Annotated in this window: 16 protein-coding genes; 9 read left to right on the forward strand and 7 right to left on the reverse strand. The window is 54.5% G+C overall.

The annotated features are described in order from the left end of the window. Positions 1-699 precede the first annotated feature (699 nt). The 5 genes from AC1DUO_RS15535 (at position 700) to ppnP (ending at position 5,353) form a co-directional block, all read left to right on the forward strand. Positions 700-1,482 (forward strand): IclR family transcriptional regulator, encoded by a 783-nt coding sequence (locus AC1DUO_RS15535; RefSeq protein ID WP_037036780.1) that lies wholly within the window; start codon positions 700-702, stop codon positions 1,480-1,482. Positions 1,483-1,558: 76 nt separating this feature from the next. Then, positions 1,559-3,136: an OPT/YSL family transporter gene (locus AC1DUO_RS15540; protein WP_119261902.1), complete on the forward strand. Its 1,578-nt coding sequence runs from the start codon at positions 1,559-1,561 to the stop codon at positions 3,134-3,136. Between the two features lie 135 nt (positions 3,137-3,271). Further along, positions 3,272-4,201, forward strand: a complete 930-nt coding sequence (locus AC1DUO_RS15545; RefSeq protein WP_112151735.1) for a DUF1177 domain-containing protein — start codon at positions 3,272-3,274, stop codon at positions 4,199-4,201. Between the two features lie 4 nt (positions 4,202-4,205). Beyond that, positions 4,206-4,883, forward strand: coding sequence for an AroM family protein (locus AC1DUO_RS15550; protein ID WP_037036786.1), 678 nt, complete (start codon positions 4,206-4,208; stop codon positions 4,881-4,883). A 179-nt stretch (positions 4,884-5,062) separates the two neighbouring features. After that, positions 5,063-5,353: a pyrimidine/purine nucleoside phosphorylase gene (gene ppnP, locus AC1DUO_RS15555; RefSeq protein ID WP_013576688.1), complete on the forward strand. Its 291-nt coding sequence runs from the start codon at positions 5,063-5,065 to the stop codon at positions 5,351-5,353. A gap of 58 nt (positions 5,354-5,411) precedes the next feature. Here the strand turns inward: ppnP and rdgC are convergent, their stop codons facing one another. Then, positions 5,412-6,326: a recombination-associated protein RdgC gene (gene rdgC, locus AC1DUO_RS15560; protein ID WP_112151734.1), complete on the reverse strand. Its 915-nt coding sequence runs from the start codon at positions 6,324-6,326 to the stop codon at positions 5,412-5,414. Between the two features lie 209 nt (positions 6,327-6,535). Here rdgC and mak point away from each other — a divergent pair, with 209 nt between their 5' ends. Beyond that, on the forward strand, positions 6,536-7,456 hold the full coding sequence (mak, locus tag AC1DUO_RS15565) for a fructokinase (protein ID WP_013576686.1): 921 nt from the start codon (positions 6,536-6,538) through the stop codon (positions 7,454-7,456). A 67-nt stretch (positions 7,457-7,523) separates the two neighbouring features. On the opposite strand, the gene AC1DUO_RS15570 is transcribed toward mak, so the two are convergent. Further along, positions 7,524-8,837, reverse strand: coding sequence for an aspartate aminotransferase family protein (locus tag AC1DUO_RS15570; protein WP_119261901.1), 1,314 nt, complete (start codon positions 8,835-8,837; stop codon positions 7,524-7,526). 278 nt (positions 8,838-9,115) lie between these two features. Between AC1DUO_RS15570 and AC1DUO_RS15575 the strand changes: the two genes are divergently transcribed. Further along, positions 9,116-10,126 (forward strand): phosphotransferase enzyme family protein, encoded by a 1,011-nt coding sequence (locus AC1DUO_RS15575; protein ID WP_119261900.1) that lies wholly within the window; start codon positions 9,116-9,118, stop codon positions 10,124-10,126. A gap of 184 nt (positions 10,127-10,310) precedes the next feature. After that, the gene (gene qhpR / locus AC1DUO_RS15580) at positions 10,311-11,396 is read left to right on the forward strand and encodes an AraC-like transcriptional regulator QhpR (RefSeq protein WP_119261899.1); all 1,086 of its coding nucleotides are present in this window, start codon (positions 10,311-10,313) and stop codon (positions 11,394-11,396) included. Here qhpR and AC1DUO_RS15585 read toward each other — a convergent pair. The 5 genes from AC1DUO_RS15585 to sbcD all read right to left on the reverse strand — a co-directional run bounded on the left by AC1DUO_RS15585 (position 11,393) and on the right by sbcD (position 18,723). Then, positions 11,393-12,214 carry an ABC transporter ATP-binding protein gene (locus tag AC1DUO_RS15585; RefSeq protein WP_477987891.1) on the reverse strand — a complete coding sequence of 274 codons (822 nt, stop codon included), beginning with the start codon at positions 12,212-12,214 and terminating at the stop codon, positions 11,393-11,395. The two genes, qhpR and AC1DUO_RS15585, sit on opposite strands and share 4 nt — an antisense overlap. Further along, positions 12,211-12,975, reverse strand: a complete 765-nt coding sequence (locus tag AC1DUO_RS15590) for an ABC transporter permease (protein WP_037036792.1) — start codon at positions 12,973-12,975, stop codon at positions 12,211-12,213. The genes AC1DUO_RS15585 and AC1DUO_RS15590 overlap by 4 nt, the downstream gene beginning before the upstream one ends. A gap of 11 nt (positions 12,976-12,986) precedes the next feature. Then, a complete protein-coding gene (locus tag AC1DUO_RS15595) occupies positions 12,987-14,000 on the reverse strand; it encodes an ABC transporter substrate-binding protein (RefSeq protein ID WP_037036793.1) in 1,014 nt (337 codons plus the stop codon). A 239-nt stretch (positions 14,001-14,239) separates the two neighbouring features. Next, positions 14,240-17,488, reverse strand: coding sequence for an exonuclease subunit SbcC (gene sbcC, locus AC1DUO_RS15600; RefSeq protein ID WP_119261898.1), 3,249 nt, complete (start codon positions 17,486-17,488; stop codon positions 14,240-14,242). Continuing rightward, the gene (sbcD, locus tag AC1DUO_RS15605) at positions 17,485-18,723 is read right to left on the reverse strand and encodes an exonuclease subunit SbcD (RefSeq protein WP_013576683.1); all 1,239 of its coding nucleotides are present in this window, start codon (positions 18,721-18,723) and stop codon (positions 17,485-17,487) included. The genes sbcC and sbcD overlap by 4 nt, the downstream gene beginning before the upstream one ends. A 227-nt stretch (positions 18,724-18,950) precedes the next feature. Here sbcD and phoB point away from each other — a divergent pair, with 227 nt between their 5' ends. Continuing rightward, positions 18,951-19,640, forward strand: a complete 690-nt coding sequence (phoB, locus tag AC1DUO_RS15610; RefSeq protein WP_013576682.1) for a phosphate response regulator transcription factor PhoB — start codon at positions 18,951-18,953, stop codon at positions 19,638-19,640. Positions 19,641-19,654: the final 14 nt, after the last annotated feature.

A 19,654-nucleotide genomic window follows, 5' to 3' on the forward strand; every position in this document is an offset into this window, starting at 1 on the left:
TGCTGAATGAGGTCAGGAGACAGGAGGTCAGCGAGGCTTTGAACTTCATCGGGGGCAGTAAGATTGATAATACCGAGAGCTTGTGAAAGTTCCATTTAAAAAGGGTCCATGATGAGCATGAACCCTTTTTACACGAGCCACCGGATCGGTCAACTGATCCTTAAACGATCGGCATTAGCCCGGGTGGCTCGTTTTTTTATGTCAGCACGTTGTGACTCAAGCTTGAATCAGGATCCGCTGTAAACAAAACGGGCCATGTCATGTGAGGGGGATCACGTATGCTTAAGTATTGTACTGATGTATATGTGGGCGTAACATAATAACTCAGGTGATTACTTTAACCTCTAACAATGGAACCCATGATGAAGTCCCTGATGTCGTTTTTTAATCAGCATGCCAAGGTGATGCCTGCCCTCCTGTCGATCACCATCATCCTCATTGAAGCCTCCATCGCCCTTTATATTTTGCGCAATATTTAATCACGATAATCTGCTGAGTTTTACATCCGTCACCTCATTAATACTCGGCATTTAACTTGCCTGACTCTTAATTTCATCTATTTAAGAATTCCTTTAAGCATATTCATTTGCCTGACGTGTTGTGCGTGAAAAATAAACGACTTGACGCTGACACGTATCAGCTTTAGTTTTTATTTAACTTAACAGGAACCTTGTTCCATATACCGGAACTCACTCCTTTATGACCACATTAGAAAATGCGGCTGCGGTACTGAAATTATTTTCAAAACAGGGGATTAGTCAGGGGCATCCCGGTTTGTCATTCAGTGATGTGGTCGAAAATTTAAAATTACCGAAAAGTACGGTGTCCCGTCTGCTGATGACGATGGAAACGCAAGGGCTGCTGGAACGTGACCCGGACAGCCGTCTGTACCGCATCGGAAAATTATTACTGGCCGTCTCCAGCCATTATTTGTCGGCCCCGCTGGTGGATTTAGCGTCGCCGTATATGACGCAACTCAGTCAGCTGACGCAATGCACGGGTTATATCTCGATGCTGGAAGGGCGCGACATTATGGTGATGCGCATGTTTCCCGGCAGAACGTATCTGCAAGTGGTTACTCCGGCCGGAAGCCTTTTGCCCGCTCACGAAACGGCTATCGGGCGCGCGATCCTTTCGCGCTATACCGATGATCAGGTTCTGGCGCGGTTTAGCGGAAAATATCAGGCGAATTCTGCTAATTCGCCTGAGAGCAAGGAGGTTTTGTTAGCCAGGCTGGCCGATGTCCGCCTGACGGGGGTGTCATTTGCCAACAACGAAACGTTGCTGGGAATAAGTACCTTAGCCACCAGTATTTTTAATAAGCACCGTAATGAAACCGTTGGATTATGTTTATCTTTCCCTTCGCCGGCGCAGGGGAAAGAAATTCCGGAAGGAATAAAAGAAGGGCTGATTGCCGTAACCCGGCAAATTGCCGAAAAATTGGGTGATGAGTATTGGCATTTATCTAAAACGGCCATGTAGCAGCCGTCAGGATAATGACGAATAACGGACCCGGATTATTTGCTATGTGAAATACTTGCTCAACACCAGGGGCCTTATGTCAGATCAACCTGCAAAGAATAATAAGGAGAATCCGCTAAAGGATATTGGCACTCTCATCGTGATGATTCTGTTGTCTGTTTTAGGCGCAATCATCGGTGTCCAGCAGATTACTACTTTAGGCGTTACGCCAAATACCTCGATTATAGGCGCGCTGTTTGCCATGTTACTGGCACGCATTCCGATGCAGGCTTTTTACCGCTACCGTTCTGTTCATACGCAGAATCTGGCGCAAACCGTCATTTCATCTGCGACCTTTGGTGCGGCAAACAGTTTGCTGATGCCGATCGCTATTCCTTATGTCATGGGCCAGCCGCAACTGATCATGCCGATGTTTACCGGTGTGGCCGCAGCGATGTTGCTCGATGCCTACCTGCTTTATCGCCTGTTCGACACCAAAGTGTTCCCGGCCAGTAATGCGTGGCCACCCGGTGTTGCAGCGGCTGAAGCGATTAAAGCCGGTGATAACGGCGGGCGTCAGGCCTGGCTGCTGGTCGCGGGCGTGGTTGTTGGTGTGGCTGGAGCGATGCTGAAAATCCCGATGGCGGCTTTCGGCACGGCGTTTATCGGCAATATCTGGGCGCTCAGCATGTTTGGTATTGGCTTGCTGATCCGCGCTTATGCGCAGCCGGTCGCCGGGCTGGACCTCAACGCGCTGTATATTCCTCACGGCATGATGGTCGGCGCGGGGCTGGTGTCGCTGCTGCAGGTGATTCAGGTGGTGCGTGCTAAACATGCCGACGCCAAAACGACCTTTACCCAACCGGCGAAAGAGGTGCGTAAAGCACTCGGGCTGGGCGCATTCGGTTATATCGCCATCGCGGCACTGCTGGCGCTGGCGGGCGGCCTGTACAGTGAAATGTCAGTCAGCATGCTGATTGCGTTCGTGATTTACGCCGCCTTTGCCGCCTTCTTTCACGAGCTGATTGTCGGGATTGCCGCGATGCACTCCGGCTGGTTCCCTGCCTTTGCCGTGGCGCTGATTACCTTAATTATCGGTATTCTGATTGGTTTCCCACCGCTGGCGTTATGCGTCCTGACGGGCTTTACCGCCGCTACCGGTCCGGCATTTGCTGATATGGGTTTTGATCTGAAAGCCGGATTTATTTTGCGCGGTTATGGCAAAGATTTGCAGGCTGAACTTTACGGCCGCCGCATCCAGTTATTCGCCGCATTGCTGGCATTTGTCATCGCCATTCCGGTGGTGTGGTACGCCCATTACGGTTACTTCGCCCAGGATTTAGTGCCGCCGGTGGCGCGGGTTTATGCCAAAACCATTCAGGCCGGTGCTCAGCCGGGCATTGCACACAGCCTGCTGATCTGGGCGATTCCGGGCGCATTGATTCAGCTGATTGGCGGACCGAAACGCCAGCTTGGCGTACTGCTGGCGACCGGTTTGCTGATCAACAGCGTGATGGCCGGATGGGCCGTGGTCTGCGGCATCGTGCTGCGCATTATCATTATCCGGATCTGGGGTGAAAAAGGGCGTACGCCTATGGAAGTGCTGGCGGCAGGTTTTATTGCCGGTGACGCGCTTTACAGTTTCTTCACGTCGATCTTCAGTGCCAAAAAGTAGTGAGTACCGCACCAACACCAGGGCTGATGTTCAGCCAGCATTAAACACCTGACTGTTCCACGATGAACAGCACCCGCGACCGTTTTGGCTACTGCGTGAAATACGCCGGTCGCGATGTTTTAAGAGGACTGAGTGATGAGTTTGCAACAGACATTAACGGTATTCGAACTGATTGACAGCGCCCACGTCAGCGGTCAGGACATTGTGGACTTGTTCGCCCGTTATCCGGGGATTACCGCCAGCACACACCGCGCTGACGGCCCGAAAGGTGGCACTGATTTTGTGCGTATCACTGTGCCGGGCAGTCAGGGTAAAAGCAGTGGTGGCACGGCACCCACGCTTGGGATTATCGGTCGTCTGGGCGGGATTGGCGCGCGTCCGACGCGTATCGGTCTGGTCTCTGATGGCGATGGTGCGATTGCCGCTGTCACCAGCGCACTTAAACTGGCTGATATGCAGCGCAAGGGCGATGTGCTCGACGGTGATGTGATTATCACCACCCACATTTGCCCGAACGCACCGACCCGTCCGCATGATCCGGTCGATTTTATGGATTCGCCGATTGATGACGTGACCATGAACGACAACGAAGTGGTGGACGGCGTGGACGCGATCCTGTCTATCGACACCACCAAAGGCAACCGCATCATCAATCACAAGGGTTATGCCATTTCACCGACGGTGAAAGAGGGTTACATCCTGCGTGTTTCTGAAGATTTGCTGCGCATCATGGAAATGACCAGCGGCAAACCGGCGGTCACTTTTCCGATTACCACGCAGGACATCACGCCTTACGGCAACGGTGTGCATCATCTGAACAGTATTCTGCAACCGTCAACGGCGACGACCGTGCCGGTGGTCGGTGTGGCTATTACGGCGGAATCTGTTGTGCCGGGCTGTGGCACCGGGGCAAGTCATGAAGTGGATATCGCACTGGCGGCAAAATTTGCTGTTGAAGTGGCGAAAGAGTTTGGCCGCGGCACTTGTCAGTTCTTTGATGCCGATGAATATCAACTCCTGTTGTCGCTGTACGGAAGCTTGCGTCACCTGCAAAACCGGAAGTAACACGATGATGACATCCCTTGCGACGTTAACAATCGGACAGGCACCACGCAGCGACATTATGCCGCTGCTGATGGAACATCTGCCGGCCGGGTCAGTCACCCATGTGGGCTTACTCGACGGGTTAAGCAGGGAGCAAATAGAGCAGCGTTATGCGGCTGCTGAGGGCGACGCTGTACTGGTCACCCGCCTGCTGGATGGTTCGCAGGTTACGATGGCTGCGCACCGCGTGGAAAGCGGATTACAGGAAAAAATCGACGTACTGGAAGCCCTGGGTTGCATGACCATTCTGCTGCTTTGCACCGGCGAATTTCATCATCTGCATGCTAACAATGCGCTGCTGCTGGAGCCTGACCGCATTATTCCACCGTTGATCGCCTCAATAGTCGGTCAGCATCGTGCGGGGATTGTGGTGCCGGTTGAATCACAGGTGGTTGAGCAGGCGAACAAATGGCGAAAATTAGCCAAAGCGCCCTGTTTTGCTGTTGCCAGCCCTTATCTTTCTGACGATCAGGCGCTGACGGACGCGGCGATGCATCTGGCTGAACAGGGTGCGGAAGTCGTGGTGCTTGATTGCATCGGTTTTAACCGCCATCACCTCGATGTGCTGAAAAAATATCTGAATATTCCGGTGCTGTTACCGAATGTACTGATGGCAAAACTGGCGGCGGAACTGGTGGTTTGAGGTATGACTGAGGGGCGAACAGCTACCCACAATGGCACTGTGCGGCCGTAAAATCAAATCAGCGCTACCGCTTTGCGGGCGGTGTCGTCTCGTGCGGATAAAGCGGTAATAATCAGTGACAGAAGGCGCTTTCTGCCCCTAATATGAAGGCTCTGAAATTTATCGCAAAGGGCCAATCTATGTTGAAAAATAATGAGTATTTTGACGGGAAAGTAAAGTCGATTGGTTTTGACAGCGAAAGCACGGGTTCAGCCAGTGTTGGCGTGATGGCCGTCGGTGAATATACTTTCGGCACTGCAAAGCCGGAAGAAATGACGGTGATCAGCGGTTCACTGAAAGTGTTGATCCCGGGATCACCGGACTGGCAGGTATTTAAGCCAGGCGAGACGTTCTACATTCCGGGTAAAAGTGAATTCAACTTACAGGTCGGCGAAACCACCTCATACCTCTGTAAGTATCTGACTAAATAACTTCTTCAGACACAGAAAAGGCGCTCATGAGCGCCTTTTTTACGTTTTGCATCCGGTCTTAGCGTTGCGCTTCGCCGCCTAATGCCTCGATCAGGTTCTGGATCAGCGCTGCCAGTTCACCGGTCATCAGCACGAAATCTGCATCGAAACGCCCAGCGAAGTCTTCGCGGTCGATATCTTCGTTTTGATCACGAATGACGTCGCTGAATTTCAGGCGCTTAATGCTGCCGTCGTCCGCCAGCACCACGGCGATACGTTCCTGCCAGTCAACCGCCAGCTTAGTCACCAGTTTGCCGTTCTCGATATGCGTGGCGATTTCATCGCTGACCAGCACCTGTTTCTTACAGCGGATCACGCCGCCTTCCTCCAGAATCGCTTTCAGCTCGGCTTCGTCCTGCAGCGTAAAACCGGCGGGGGTATCGCCGGAACGCACCCATTCGGTCAGCGTCAGTTCGATCGGGCTTTCCATGGTCAGTGGCACCACTGGCAGCGAACCGAGGCTTTTACGCAGCAGCGCCAGCATGTCTTCGGCTTTCTTGGCGCTGGCGGCGTCAACCATGATCAGGCCGTTAACGGTATCAATCCACATGAATGTCTGGCTGAACCGGCTGAAGGCGCGCGGCATCAGGCTGTGCAACACTTCATCTTTCAGGGAATCTTTTTCAGTCTTTTTCAGCTTGCGGTGTTGTTCACCTTCGAGCTGCTCAATTTTGGCCTGTAACTCCTGTTTAATCACCGGAGAAGGCAGGATTTTTTCTTCTTTACGGGCGCAGATCAGGATCTGACCACCGTTGACATGCGTCAGCGCATCGCCGCCGTGGGAACCCATCGGGGAGACCCAGCCGGTTTTCGACATGTCCTGGCTGCCGCACGGGGTAAAGGTGAAAGCACTGAGCTGTTTTTCCATTTCGTCAGCAGATAACGAAACTTCACGGCTCAAACGGTAAACTAACAAATTTTTAAACCATAACATGGCGTTATCCCTGTCCCGGCGCACTCGTGGTACGCTGAATAAATGAATGCAGGGCGGCATGATAACCAATTGAGCGTCAGCCGTCGTTAAGAAATCGCCGCACCCTGTAACATTGCATAACAGCTTATTCTGGTGACAGTCGCGTCTGGCTTCTAAACTGAATAAACTCAAAAAAACTGACCCTGCAAAGTGTAAAAGGAGAGCAACACGTGCGAATTGGCATTGATTTAGGCGGCACAAAAATAGAAGTCATTGCGTTATCTGATGAAGGTAAAGAGCTGTTTCGCAAACGGGTCGATACGCCGAGAAATGACTACGAACGTACGCTCAAAGCGATTGAAGGGCTGGTGCTGGACGCCGAAAAAGCCACAGGTCAACGTGGCAGCGTGGGGCTGGGGATCCCCGGCACCTTGTCGCCATTTACCGGTAAGGTGAAAAATTCCAACTCGGTCTGGCTGAACGGACAACAGCTGGATGAGGATCTGGCGCTGCTGTTAAAACGCGAAGTACATATTGCCAACGATGCCAATTGCCTGGCGGTGTCAGAAGCCACTGACGGCGCGGGCGCGGGCCGTCACACCGTATTTGCCGTGATAATCGGTACCGGTTGCGGTTCCGGTGTGGCGCTTCACGGTGCGGCGCATGCGGGCGGCAACGGCAATGCGGGGGAATGGGGGCATAACCCGCTGCCGTGGCAGGATGAAGAAGAAATGCAGTTTGCCCGTGAAGTCCCGTGTTACTGCGGGAAATCAGGCTGCGTCGAGACCTTTGTTTCCGGCACCGGTTTTGCAGAAGACTATTTTCGTTTGTCCGGTCAGCGGCTCAAAGGCGCAGAGATTATTGCGCTGGTGGAGCAGGGCGATGAAACTGCAGAACAGGCGCTCGGGCGTTATGAGCGTCGTCTGGCCAAGGCGCTGGCGAACGTGGTGAATATCCTCGACCCGGACGTGATTGTTTTTGGGGGCGGCATGAGTAACGTGGATCGTTTGTATCAGACGGTGCCGCTGCTGATTAAACAATGGGTGTTTGGCGGGGAATGTGAAACGCCGATCCTCAAAGCCGTACACGGTGATTCGAGCGGCGTACGCGGCGCTGCCTGGCTTTGGCCGCAATCACGTTTCGCGTTGTAAGCCATTATCCGTTTATCAACTTCAAGGGCGCAGATTTTGCGCCCTTTCCGTTTGTAACCCGCTTCAGTCAGAACATCTTGCTCAGTACGTTTTCCAGCGCATTGACCAGGATCTGGCTGTGTTCTGCGGTAAAGACCAGCGGCGGGCGGATCTTCAAAATGTTGGCATGCGGGCCGGAGGCGCCAATCAGCACGCCTTCTTCGCGCAGTGCGTTGACCACCGCCAGCGCGGTAACGGAATCCGGCCCGCCGTTTTCGTTGACGAAATCGACGCTGACGAACAGCCCTGCGCCACGTACGCTGCCAATCGCCGGGAAGCGTTGAGAGAGTGCGGTGATTCCGTCAAGAATGGCTTTACCCGCCAGCCCGACACTGGCAATCAGGTTTTCCTGCTCGATAACTTCCAGCACCGCCAGCCCGACCGCAGAAGACACGGTATTGCCGCCGAAGGTATTGAAATAACTCGATTCACTGCCGAAGCGTTCCAGGATGTGCGGCTGAATAGTGATGCCCGCTATCGGGTGTCCGTTACCCATCGGTTTGCCGAGCGTCACGATATCTGGCAACACGCCGTGGCGCTGGAAGCCCCACATATGTTCGCCGGAACGGCCATAGCCCGGCTGGACTTCGTCGGCGATATACAACGCCCCGGCTTCGTGAATAACGTCGATGGCTTCTTTCAGAAAACCGGCCGGATCGAAGAAACCGCCGTCGCTGGTGAAGAAGGTGTCGATCATCAGGGCAGCCGGTTTGATGCCATGGCGATCCATATCCGCCAGTGCGGCACGGATGTCGTTGGCAAAGCGCTTGCCAACTTCAGCCGGGTTAGCCGGGTGGTGAACCGGTGCCGGAATCACCCGCGCATCACCGTTCACTTTAACGTATGGCCCCATCGAGGCCGATAGCCCGGCAATCGCTTTGGTCATGCCGTGATAGCTGAATTCGGTGACGATAACGCCGGTGCCGCCGGTAAAATCTTCGGCGATACGCAGCGCCAGATCGTTAGATTCGCTGCCCGTGCAGGTGAACATTACCTGGCTCAGCTCAGCGGGCATGGTGCCCACCAGTTTTTCGGCGAAGTTCAGGACATTTTCATGCAGATAACGGGTGTGCGTGTTCAGCGTGGATGCCTGACGCACCAGCGCTTCCAGCACATGAGGATGGCAATGGCCAACGGAAGGCACGTTGTTGTAGACGTCGAGATAACGGCGGCCATCAGCGTCATACACCCACACGCCTTCGCCGCGCACCAGATGCACTGGATTCTTGTAGAACAACTGGTAAGCCGGGCCCAGCAAACGACGGCGGCGTTCTATCATCGCCAGATTGTCGGCTGAAATATTGCCGCTGCTGGCGGCATCAAACGCATTGGTTTTCAACATGAGAGTCATCTCCTGACAGGCGGTTTCAACGTCACTGCCGGTGTGCAAAAAAATGCCATGACGGCGGAAGGTGATTTGATAATGCGCCGGGGAAAGCGGTAAAACTTGACCTCAGCGCGCTGACTGCTGTGCGTTGCAGTCAACTTTTCGCCGTCAGCGCGTCACGCGTGTTTTGCGGTCAACATTTGCTGTTCCTGAGTCAAGCGACGAAAACGCGCCCCTTCCATTCTGGCTATCCGCAATATCGATTTGATTTAACCGGTACGGAGTGGAACCTGATGACTGCAAAACAATCTGACATGCTCGATGACACCAGCCTGAATCTGCTGGCAACAGAAGCATTGCGCCGCTATTCCCCTGATCTGCAAGGGCATCTTTCGCTGATCTGCCGGTCGGAAAATGCCACTTTTTTACTGCGCTGCCCCGACGGCGAACGTTATGCACTGCGTGTTCACCGCGGGGGCTATCACCAGCGGGATGAAATAGAGAGTGAACTGGCGTGGCTGGATGCGCTGCGTGAAAGCGAGATTCAGGTGCCTGAGGCAGTAAAAGGGCGGGATGGTACCGCTGTGCAAACTGTCGCGGTGAGCGAAACTGAAAACCGCAATGTGGTGATTTTTCGCTGGATTGAGGGCGAAATGCCAACCACGGATGTGGATCCGCGGGCGTTTGCTCAGTTGGGGGAAGTGACTGCGCGCCTGCATCAGCACAGCCGTCAGTGGCCGCATCCGGCCGGGTTTCGCCGTATTATCTGGGACAGCGATACCATGGTCGGCCCGCACGGTCACTGGGGCCGCTGGCAGGATGCGCCGGGCATGACGGCGGCCGGGATCCCGCTGATTGAAGAGACGCTGGCGCGCACCGGCAGCGTGCTGAAAAGTTACGGCAAGAGTGCACAGCGCTACGGGCTGATCCACGCCGATCTGCGCCTGACGAATTTACTGTTGCACAAAGGTGAAACCCGGGTGATCGATTTTGATGACTGCGGTATGGGCTGGTATCTGCATGATGCGGCGGCGGCGATCAGTTTTGTTGAACATCATCCGCGGGCGCAGGCGTGGGTCCGCCACTGGCTGGAAGGTTACGCACGTATTTGTCACGTGAGCGATGCCGATCTGGCGGTGATCCCGACACTGATTATTCAGCGGCGGATTCAGTTGCTGGCCTGGCGCGGATCGCATGCCACCACGGAAATGGCGCAAAGCCTTGGCAATGAATGGGAACAAGAGAGCCTGCGCCTGTGCCGTGAGTATCTGGCGAAGGCGCATCATCCCTTTGTGATCGGATGAAGCTGCACGAAAAGTGGGCGCCGTAGCAGGGCGCAGGCGCGGCTGGCAAAACTGCCGAAAATTTATCTCATTGTATTGCATTGGTTTATCACCCGGAGATGTGAAGCAAGGTGCTGGTACGGAACTTGCAATTCTCTTTTATCACCGACACTTTTTATTGCCGACATAAAGGGAGTAAAAGACGATGCAGACAGGCCTTTCTTCAACGGCTTCCGGAGCCGGTTTCAGCAATGCGCTGAACGCGCTGACGCGCAGCAATGACAGCCACCGGGGGGTGCTGGCCGCAGCCGCCAGCGGCCTGAGCGATTTTATTCAGGCCAAAGGGGCAGATGTTGATCGTGTGCTAGGCATCTGCCACATCAATCCTGAATTGCTGCAACAACCTACGCTGAGTCTCGGGCTGACTAATTACTGTCAGGTTCTGGAAGAAGCGGCGGCGCAGTCAGGTTGTGATAACTTCGGTTTGCATTACGGGAAACAGTTCAAACCGCAGTCATTAGGGCTGATTGGCTACATCGGTTTATGTTCTTCTTCGGCAGAAACCGCGCTGCAAAACGTAGTGAATGCCTTTCCCTTTCATCAGCACAATACGCTGACGCGGCTGGTGGATAAGGGGGATCATTACCGGTTCGATTATCAGGTGCGGCACGGCAGCATTCTGTGCAGACGGCAGGATGCGGAACTGACGCTGGGGATGATCCTCAATTTATTGCGTCACGGGCTGGGGAAAAACTGGGCGCCGCGTGAGGTGCATTTTGAGCATCCGCGTCCGCAGCAATGGCATGAACACTGCAAAGTATTTGATGCGCCGGTGTATTTCGATCAGCCGTACAATTCCCTGCTGATCGTCAAACGCGATTTACAGCGGGCGATGCCGGAACGGGATCAGACGCTGTTGCTGGTCATGCAGGATGCGATCCGCCGTCTGAATGCGGATGCGCCGTCGCAGCAGTCGCTCACCGACAGCGTGCGATCGCGGGTACGTCAGGCGTTATTACGCGGCGAGCCGGTGCTTGATGAAGTGGCCGAAAAAATGGGTATGTCGCCGAGTTCGCTGCAACGCCGCCTGCGCGAACAGAACCTGACGTTTACCCAACTGGTGGATAACGTCCGTTGCGAACTGGCGACGCATTATCTGCAACAGCAACAACTGCCGATTTCCGAAATGGCGTTGCTGCTAGGGTATTCCGAAGTCAGTGCCTTTTCGCGGGCTTTCCGCCGCTGGTTTGGCGTCAGCCCGCGTCAGTGGCGGCAGACTGCCGCCAGCTAAAGCGCCATCTCCCGTTTAAAGACTTCCAGCGTGTGCGCCTTCACGCGGATAAATTCCGGGTGGCTCATGATTTCCGACCCTCGCGGGCGCGGCAGATCGAACGGCACGATTTCCGCAATCTGCGTCGGCCGCCGCGTCAGCAGTAAAATCTCATCCGCCAGAAATACCGCATCTTCCAGGTCATGCGAAACAATCAGCATAGTGACGCCGGTCGCCAGTTGCACTTCCTGTAATTTATCGCGGRTAAACAGCGTCATCTCGAAATCCAGCGCCGAGAAAGGCTCATCGAGGAACATCACTTCCGGACGCGTCGCCAGCGCCCGCATGATGCACACAGTTTGCTGTTGTCCGCCGGAAAGCTCATACGGATAGCGTTTCAGGTCGAAACGGATATCAAACATCTGCGTCAGTTCTTCGACCCGCGCATTCACATCCGCTTTGCTCATGCCGTGGCGTATCAGCGGATAGGCGATGTTGGCGCGGGCGCTCATCCACGGAAACAGCGCGTCGCGGTAGTTTTGAAACACATAGCCGATGGTGGTTTGCGCCAGCGTTTTGCCGTCGAACAGAATGTCGCCTTTATCTACCGGGATCAGCCCGGCGATCATGTTCATTAAGGTCGATTTACCGCAGCCGTTCGGCCCGAAGATCGACACGATCTTTCCACGCGGTAAGTCGAGATTCAGGTCGGTATACAGCGGCTGTCCGGCAAACGCCTTGCTCAGCCCGCGGATCGTCACATGGGTGTCCGGTCGCGTGGCATATTGCGGCAACTGCGGGCCTTTATAATCAGGGTTCAGCGAGAGAGGGTGCGTCATGCTTTGCTACTCCAGTGGACGGTTTTTTTCTCGATCAGCAAAAAAGCCAGATTGAGCAGATAACCCAGCGCGCCGGTGATCAGGATCGAGGCGTACATATCTTTGATGTTAAACACCTGCTGGGCATCGATGATCCGGTGGCCGAGGCCGGTTTCTGATCCGATAAACATTTCGGCGACGATCACGATCACCAGCGCGATCGACACGCCGGTGCGCAGGCCGACAAAGGTTTGTGCCAGGCTTTCCATCAGCATGATGTCTTTGAAAATATGCCAGCGGGAAATTCCCATTACTTTGGCGGCCATCAGGCGCGTTTTTTTGGCATTCATCACGCCGTATGCGCTGTTGAACAGGATGACCAGCACGGCGGCAAAGGCAGCAATGGCGATTTTGTTGGCGTCAGTAATCCCGAAAATCAGCATAAACAGCGGGATCAGCGCAGACGACGGCGTGGAGCGGAAGAAGTCGATCAAAAATTCCAGGCTGCGGTAAACCTTTTCATTGCTGCCCAAAATTACGCCCAGCGGCACGCCAATTACGGCGGCAAAGGCAAAAGACACCAGCGTGCGGTAAAGGGTTGCGCCGATGTCGGTGCGCATGGACGCGTCGGAAAATGACTGGAACATGTAGCCGATTGTCTCGACCGGCGAGGGCAGAAGCACGGGATTCAGCCATTTTGCGCTGACGGCCAGTTGCCAGAATAAAAACAGCAGTACCGGGCCGACCAGCGGCAGTAACCTTGAAGACCAGCGTGAAGTCATCCTGTTTCTCCTTATCCCTGATAGATCAGCGAAGCGACATCCACCGGCTTGCTGAAGATTTTTCTTTCCGTAAAGACGTCATAAAACTTCTGGAACCATTGCAGGTTGTCGCCTTTCAAATCGGGATACATCACGAAGCCCGGCAGCGGCACTTCTTTGACCAGCGCCGGTTCAATGCTGGTGTAACCGGCGACGTTTTCGCGCGCTTTATCAGGGTGAGCCGCAATGAATTCCACCGCTTTCTGATAAGCGGCAATAAACTTTTTGGTTTCTTCCGGCTTGCTGGCGATAAAACTGGCGTTCAGTGCCGCTGCGCCGCCGAACCACGGGGCGTCGGCGTTGCCGAGCACGTATTTAGAAATAACGCCGGTTTCGAGTGTGCGCGAAAGGTTTTTCATGCGTCCGACAGTGCCGGTCGGTTCGAGCGTATATACGCCGTCAATTTGCCCGGCGGCCAGAGCAGGCGCGTGTTGTCCGACCGGCAGTTCAATGACTGACGGATTAGTGAAGCCATTTTTCTCCAGAATAATTTTTGCCATCGTGACGTTCTGGATCCCCGGACCGCAGGCGATTTTCTTGCCTTTCAGGTCACTGATAGCTTTTGCCGGGCTGTTGAGCGGCACCAGAAATTCATCTAACACCAGCGTATGGTTTGACGGGTTAGAACAGATAATTTTGAACAGACCCGGTGAGGTGATCGCCCCGAGTCCCAGCGCGCCGGTTGCCGTGCCGTTGGCGCAGCCGTGGATCCTGCCGGTGATCATCCCTTCGACAATTTGCTGGGCACTGGCGAATTTAACGCCTTTCACATTCAGCCCGGCTTGTTTAAAAAAGCCCTGTTCCAGTGCCACATACAGCGGCAAACCACCGACAATCGGCCAGTAACCAATACGAATTTCATCGTCGTCGGCTGCAAAAACTGACGTCGGGATCATTCCGCCAAGGGTGGACACTCCGCCGGTAATGGCGAGCCATTTCATCAGCTGGCGACGTTTTTTATCAACTTCAGGTTTGATGTTTTTCATTGGCGGTTCCCTAAGCGGTTATGAGGACGTTGCAACTTGTACTGCAACTTGTATACATAACGTTAAGCACAGGGCGTGCCAGTTCGTTCCGGCAGCGGGAATAAACGTAAATTCAGCAGGTTGAGGAAAAAGCGCGCACTGAACTGGTGCGATTTTTGTGCACGCTTTCACAAAAAGGATCCACCGCAGGGCATGCGGCTAGCAATTTATCTAGCAACCTGCCCGGCAGTGGCGAGGGATCAGACTTTAAATTCACTGCTCAGGCGGCTGACGCCCAGACCGTTCACTTTGGTGACTTTGATCTGCACCGGAATACGGTCTTTCATCGCCTCGACATGGCTGATCACGCCGATGGTTTTACCCGAGGCATTCAGGCTGTCGAGCGCATCCAGCGCGGTATCCAGCGTGTCGGCATCGAGCGTACCGAAACCTTCGTCGAGGAACAGCGAGTCGATACGGGTTTTATCGCTGACCAGATCGGACAGCGCCAGGGCCAGTGCCAGGCTGACCAGGAAGCTTTCGCCGCCGGATAGCGTGCGGGTATCGCGCACGGCATCGGCCTGCCAGGTATCGACCACTTGCAGTTCCAGCGCATCGCTGGTTTTGCGCTGCAACAGATAACGTCCGTGCAATTTTTCCAGCTGGCGGTTGGCCAGATACACCAGATGATCGAGCGTCAGACCCTGCGCGAATTTACGGAATTTCGCGCCGTCGCTGGAACCAATCATCTGGTTGAGATAACCCCAGTCATCACAGGTCCGCTGCGCCTGCGCAATCTGTGCAATCAGCGTCTGCTGACCATGGTGGCGTTGCTTGTCGCTTTCCAGCTGATTTTTCACTTCGCCCAGACGTTGTTGCAGGACTTTCAGTTGTTGTGCCAGCTCGGCCTGTTGCACCGTCAGGGCGTTAAGATCACTGTCGGTTTCACTCAGATGTGCAGGACGGGCAAGCTGATGTTTTTCGAGCTGCTGACGGGCATCCGCCAGTAATGCCTGCGCCTGTGCCAGTTGTTGTTGCAGATGTTCTTTGCGTTGCTGAAGCCGCTGGCGCAACGCGTCGTCGAGCAGCGCCAGTTTCACTGCGGCTTCATCCGCAAATCCGCTGGCGCTCAATGCCTGCTGCCACGCCTGTTCCACCAGCGTCAGTTGTGCGGCGGTCTGTAACTGTTGCTGCTGCGTACTGGCCAACTGACCGGCCAACTGGTCGCGCTGTTCCTGCGCCTTATGCAGCGCGGTCTGGACATCACTCAGCGCTTGTTCTGTCGCCTGTTGTTGCTGATGTAAGTGCTCGCGAACCTGAGTAACCTGACGCTCTCCGAACAGTTCGAGGCGTCGGGCATTCAGCTCAGAAAGGGATTTTTCACCTTCCGCCAGTTGCTTTTGCAACCGCACGAGGTCTTGCTGAGATTTTGCCTGCATCTCTTCCAGCCGGGTAACGCGCTCTGTCAGCAAGGCACTTTGCTGCTGCACTTTCTGCTGTGCATTCAGTGCGTCGTTCAGGGCATCTTTGGCCTGTTGCAGGGCCCGCGCCAGCTGTTCGTGCTGGCTCAGCCGCGCCTGCGACTGCTGCTCTTCCTCATCGCGGGCGGTCAGCCATTGCGTGATGTCGGCGGTATCATGCAGCGTAAACGTCAGATTCAGCGGCGCACTGAGTTGTTGCCAGTTCAGGGTATGCGCATTCAGTTGTTGCTGATCCTGCTCAAGCTGAGTTTGCAGCCGTGTTTGTTGCTCTTTCAGACCTTTAATTTTCGCCGCCAGTTCGATACCGCTGGCTTTTGCTGCATCGAATTCCAGTTGCATTTTCTCGACGCGCTGCGCGGTTTCAGAAGGTTTAACCTCCTGATAATGTTCAATCGCCGGATGTGATGTTGAGCCGCACAGCGGACAGGCTTTGCCGCTTTGCAAATTCGCACGTTCGGCTTCAAGGCTGACGATCAGCATTTCCTGTTTATGCAGCGCCTTGACGTCGTTCAGATGTTCCAGTTGTTTCTGACATTGCAGACGGATCGCGCCCAGACGCAGTTCTTCTTCGGCCAGCAGCGTCTGGTACTGCGCAAAATCTTTATGCTGTTGCTGCACGCGCTGGTTCAGTTGCGGGAAGATTTGCGCGAGTGAAAACAGCTGCTGCCGCACCGGCCGGAGCTGCATGAGTTCGGTTTGACGTTTCTGTAACACTACCTGCGGGTACTGTTTTTCCAGTTCAGCCTGACGTTGTTGTGCGACGTTAAGGGCCTCAGTCAGCGCGGCCTGACGGGTGTGATGCTGGCGGCTTTCCTCATCCAGTTTCTGACGTTCCGCCGTGATTTGCTGCAGCGTCGCGCTATGTTCACCAGCCTGTTTCTGCGACTCGCTGACCGCCTGTTGTGTTTCCACCAGCGATTTGCGCCATTGCGCGATTTCGCTATCCAGTGGCAGGATTTTTTCTTCGATCAGCGTTTGCATCTGGCGCTGTTCTTCCGCCTGTTTCTGCCGCGCAGTGTGCGCCTGTTCCACCGCCAGACTCAGCGGCGTCATCTGTGCAATCTGCTGCTCCTGCTGCTGCGTCAGTTGTATCAGTAATTGCTGAAGGCGCTGCGCGTCATCCTGACAGCGCTGGCGATCATTGAGTAACGGACGCAGTTTTTCTGCCGGTTCGCTGCGCGCCAGTTGCTGTAACTGCGGCGCGGCGGCCAGATTTTCCTGCTCTGCGGCGGTCAGTTGTTGCTGAGACTGCTGCTGTTTTTGCTGCACCTGCTGCCACTGTTGCAGCCAGTTCAGATCCTGCTGGCGCTGCTGCGCCTGCTGACTGAGGCTGATTTCCTGCGCGTTCAGTTCAGCACGTTGTGATTCGAGCGTCTGGCGCTGTTCTTCGCTGAGCAGTTCGATTCCGGCCATACGCTGATGCAGACCGTCCAGCGCAATGCGCGCTTCTTTATGTTGCTCAAACACGCGTTGAGAAAGCAGACCGTAAATCTCGGTGCCGGTCAGTTCTTCCAGCAATTCGGCGCGGTCGTTGGCATCGGCATTCAGAAACGCGGCGAACTGCCCCTGTGAAAGCATCATGGATTTGGTGAAACGACCGAAATCCAGCCCGGTCAGTGTGGCGATGGCATCGAGTTTATCGCGCACTTTATCCGCCAGAATTTTGCCGTCGGCCAGTAACGCCAGCTCGACTTTCGGTGCCTGCAGATTGCCGTCAGGGGAATTTTTGGCGCGGCGCTGGCTCCAGAAAGCGCGGTAACCCACACCTTTGACTTCAAACTCCACCTCGGCCAGCGATTCTGCGGTGTGGCGGGTCATCAGTTCATTCTGGCTTGGTGTAATGTTCAGCCGTGGCGTCTGATGATAAAGCGCCAGACAAATGGCATCGAGCAGGGTGGTTTTCCCCGCACCGGTCGGACCGGTGATGGCGAATAATCCGTTGCTGGCAAACGGCTCGGCGGTGAAATCAATTTTCCATTCGCCTTCCAGCGAGTTCAGGTTTTTTAAACGCAGGCTGAGAATTTTCATTGTGCGCTATCCTCCGCGTTCTGACCGTTGGTAACCTGTTCAACCACCTGCGCAAACAACGTGCGCATCCGAGCCTGACGCGGCTCGTCAGGGGCCGGTTCCAGCGCCAGTCGTCGTTCAAACACGTCGCTGACGCTCAGTTCGCTGAGGGTTTCTTTTTCCTGCTGCTCAATACTGTTGATGCGCTGTTCTTTGCTGCGGCGTAACAGCACGACTTCTACCGGCAGATCTTCCGTCAGCGCCTGAATGCGTCGCTGGATGTCGCTGAGATAATCCTGGGTGGAGACTTCAATATCGAGCCACACCGGTTTGGCCGGATCACCGCCTTCGAACTGTGCCAGTTGTTGTTCAATCTCCACCAGCGAGCCTTTGATTATCTGCATCGGCTGGAAAACCGGGATTTCCAGTGTGTCGATGGCGTTGAGCGTCGCACCATCAAAATCAAGTAAGTACACACTTTTAGCTTTGCTCAGTTCGTCAAAACTCAGGGCAATCGGCGAGCCGCTGTAACGGATATGTTCGGTTTTGGCGACGCATTGTGCACGGTGAATATGACCCAGTGCCACATAATCGACCGGCGGAAAGGCCTGCGCCGGAAACGCATCGAGCGTACCTATATAGATGTCGCGCACGGAATCTGAGGTACTGACACCGACAGTCGTCAGATGGCCGGTCGCAATAATAGGCAGCGGCATGCCCAGTTCGTCACGTCTGGCCTGCGCAGCCTGCCAGAGCGCGTCATAATGCGCGGCGATGGCTTCCTGCAATGCCAGTTGCTTGTCGCTGCCGGACTGTCCCGCCTGGCTGGCGAGCAGATCACGCGGGCGTAAAAACGGGATAGCGCACAGTATCGCGCCGGGTTTCCCGTCACGCTGACTGAGCACTAAAATCTGTTCAGAAAGGTTTTCACCGACGGTGGCAATCACCCGCGTATTCAGGCAGGAAAGGAGCTCGCGCGATTCATTGAGCGTGGCGACAGAATCGTGGTTACCAGCCAGCACCACCAGCTGGCAGCCGGTTTGCTGTAATTCCACCACGAAGCGGTTATACAATTCGCGGGCATAACTGGGTGGGGATCCCGTGTCGAAAATATCGCCCGCGACAATCACGGCGTCGACCTGATGTTGTTGCACCTGACCAGTCAGCCAGCGCAAAAATGCCTGATGTTCGGCTGCACGGCTTTTAGTGAAAAAGTACTGGCCGAGGTGCCAGTCTGAGGTGTGGATCAGGCGCATGAGACTCCCGTATGAACCCTGGATGACGACAATGAGGTAAAGTATAAACGTCGGCAGGGGAAGCTGTCCCCGATAAATCAGACCAATTTCAGCAAGATGGCCGGAAATTATCTGTCATAGTTGACTGTAATGAACCATTCTTTTCATTCATAAATCTGTCACAAAACTGACGCATAATGGCGCCCGCAATCAAATAAAAGATCGCTAACCTATTGGCAGGACCTACGATGGCTAGACGTATATTGGTGGTTGAAGACGAAGCTCCAATCCGTGAAATGGTGTGTTTTGTACTGGAACAAAATGGCTATCAGGCCGTAGAAGCTGAGGATTTTGATTCAGCGATTGGGCAGCTTGTTGAACCTTACCCTGAACTGATCCTGCTTGACTGGATGTTACCTGGCGGTTCCGGTATTCAGTTTATTAAGCATCTTAAACGTGAGGCACTGACCCGCGAAATTCCGGTGATGATGCTGACCGCACGCGGTGAAGAAGAAGATCGGGTGCGCGGCCTTGAAGTGGGTGCCGATGATTACATCACTAAACCGTTTTCTCCGAAAGAACTGGTTGCCCGCATTAAAGCCGTGATGCGTCGCATCTCGCCAATGGCGGTGGAAGAAGTGATCGACATGCAGGGTTTAAGCCTGGATCCGTCGTCTCACCGGGTAATGGCCAACGAGCAGGCGCTCGATATGGGGCCGACCGAATTTAAGTTATTACACTTCTTTATGACCCATTCCGAACGTGTATACAGCCGCGAACAGTTGCTCAATAACGTCTGGGGCACTAACGTTTATGTGGAAGATCGCACGGTTGACGTGCATATTCGTCGTTTACGTAAGGCGCTGGAAACCAGTGGACATGACAGAATGATCCAGACTGTTCGTGGTACCGGATACCGTTTTTCAACGCGTTATTGAGCCCTCACAGCGGA

The organism is Rahnella sp. P4_A8, from assembly GCF_056402435.1.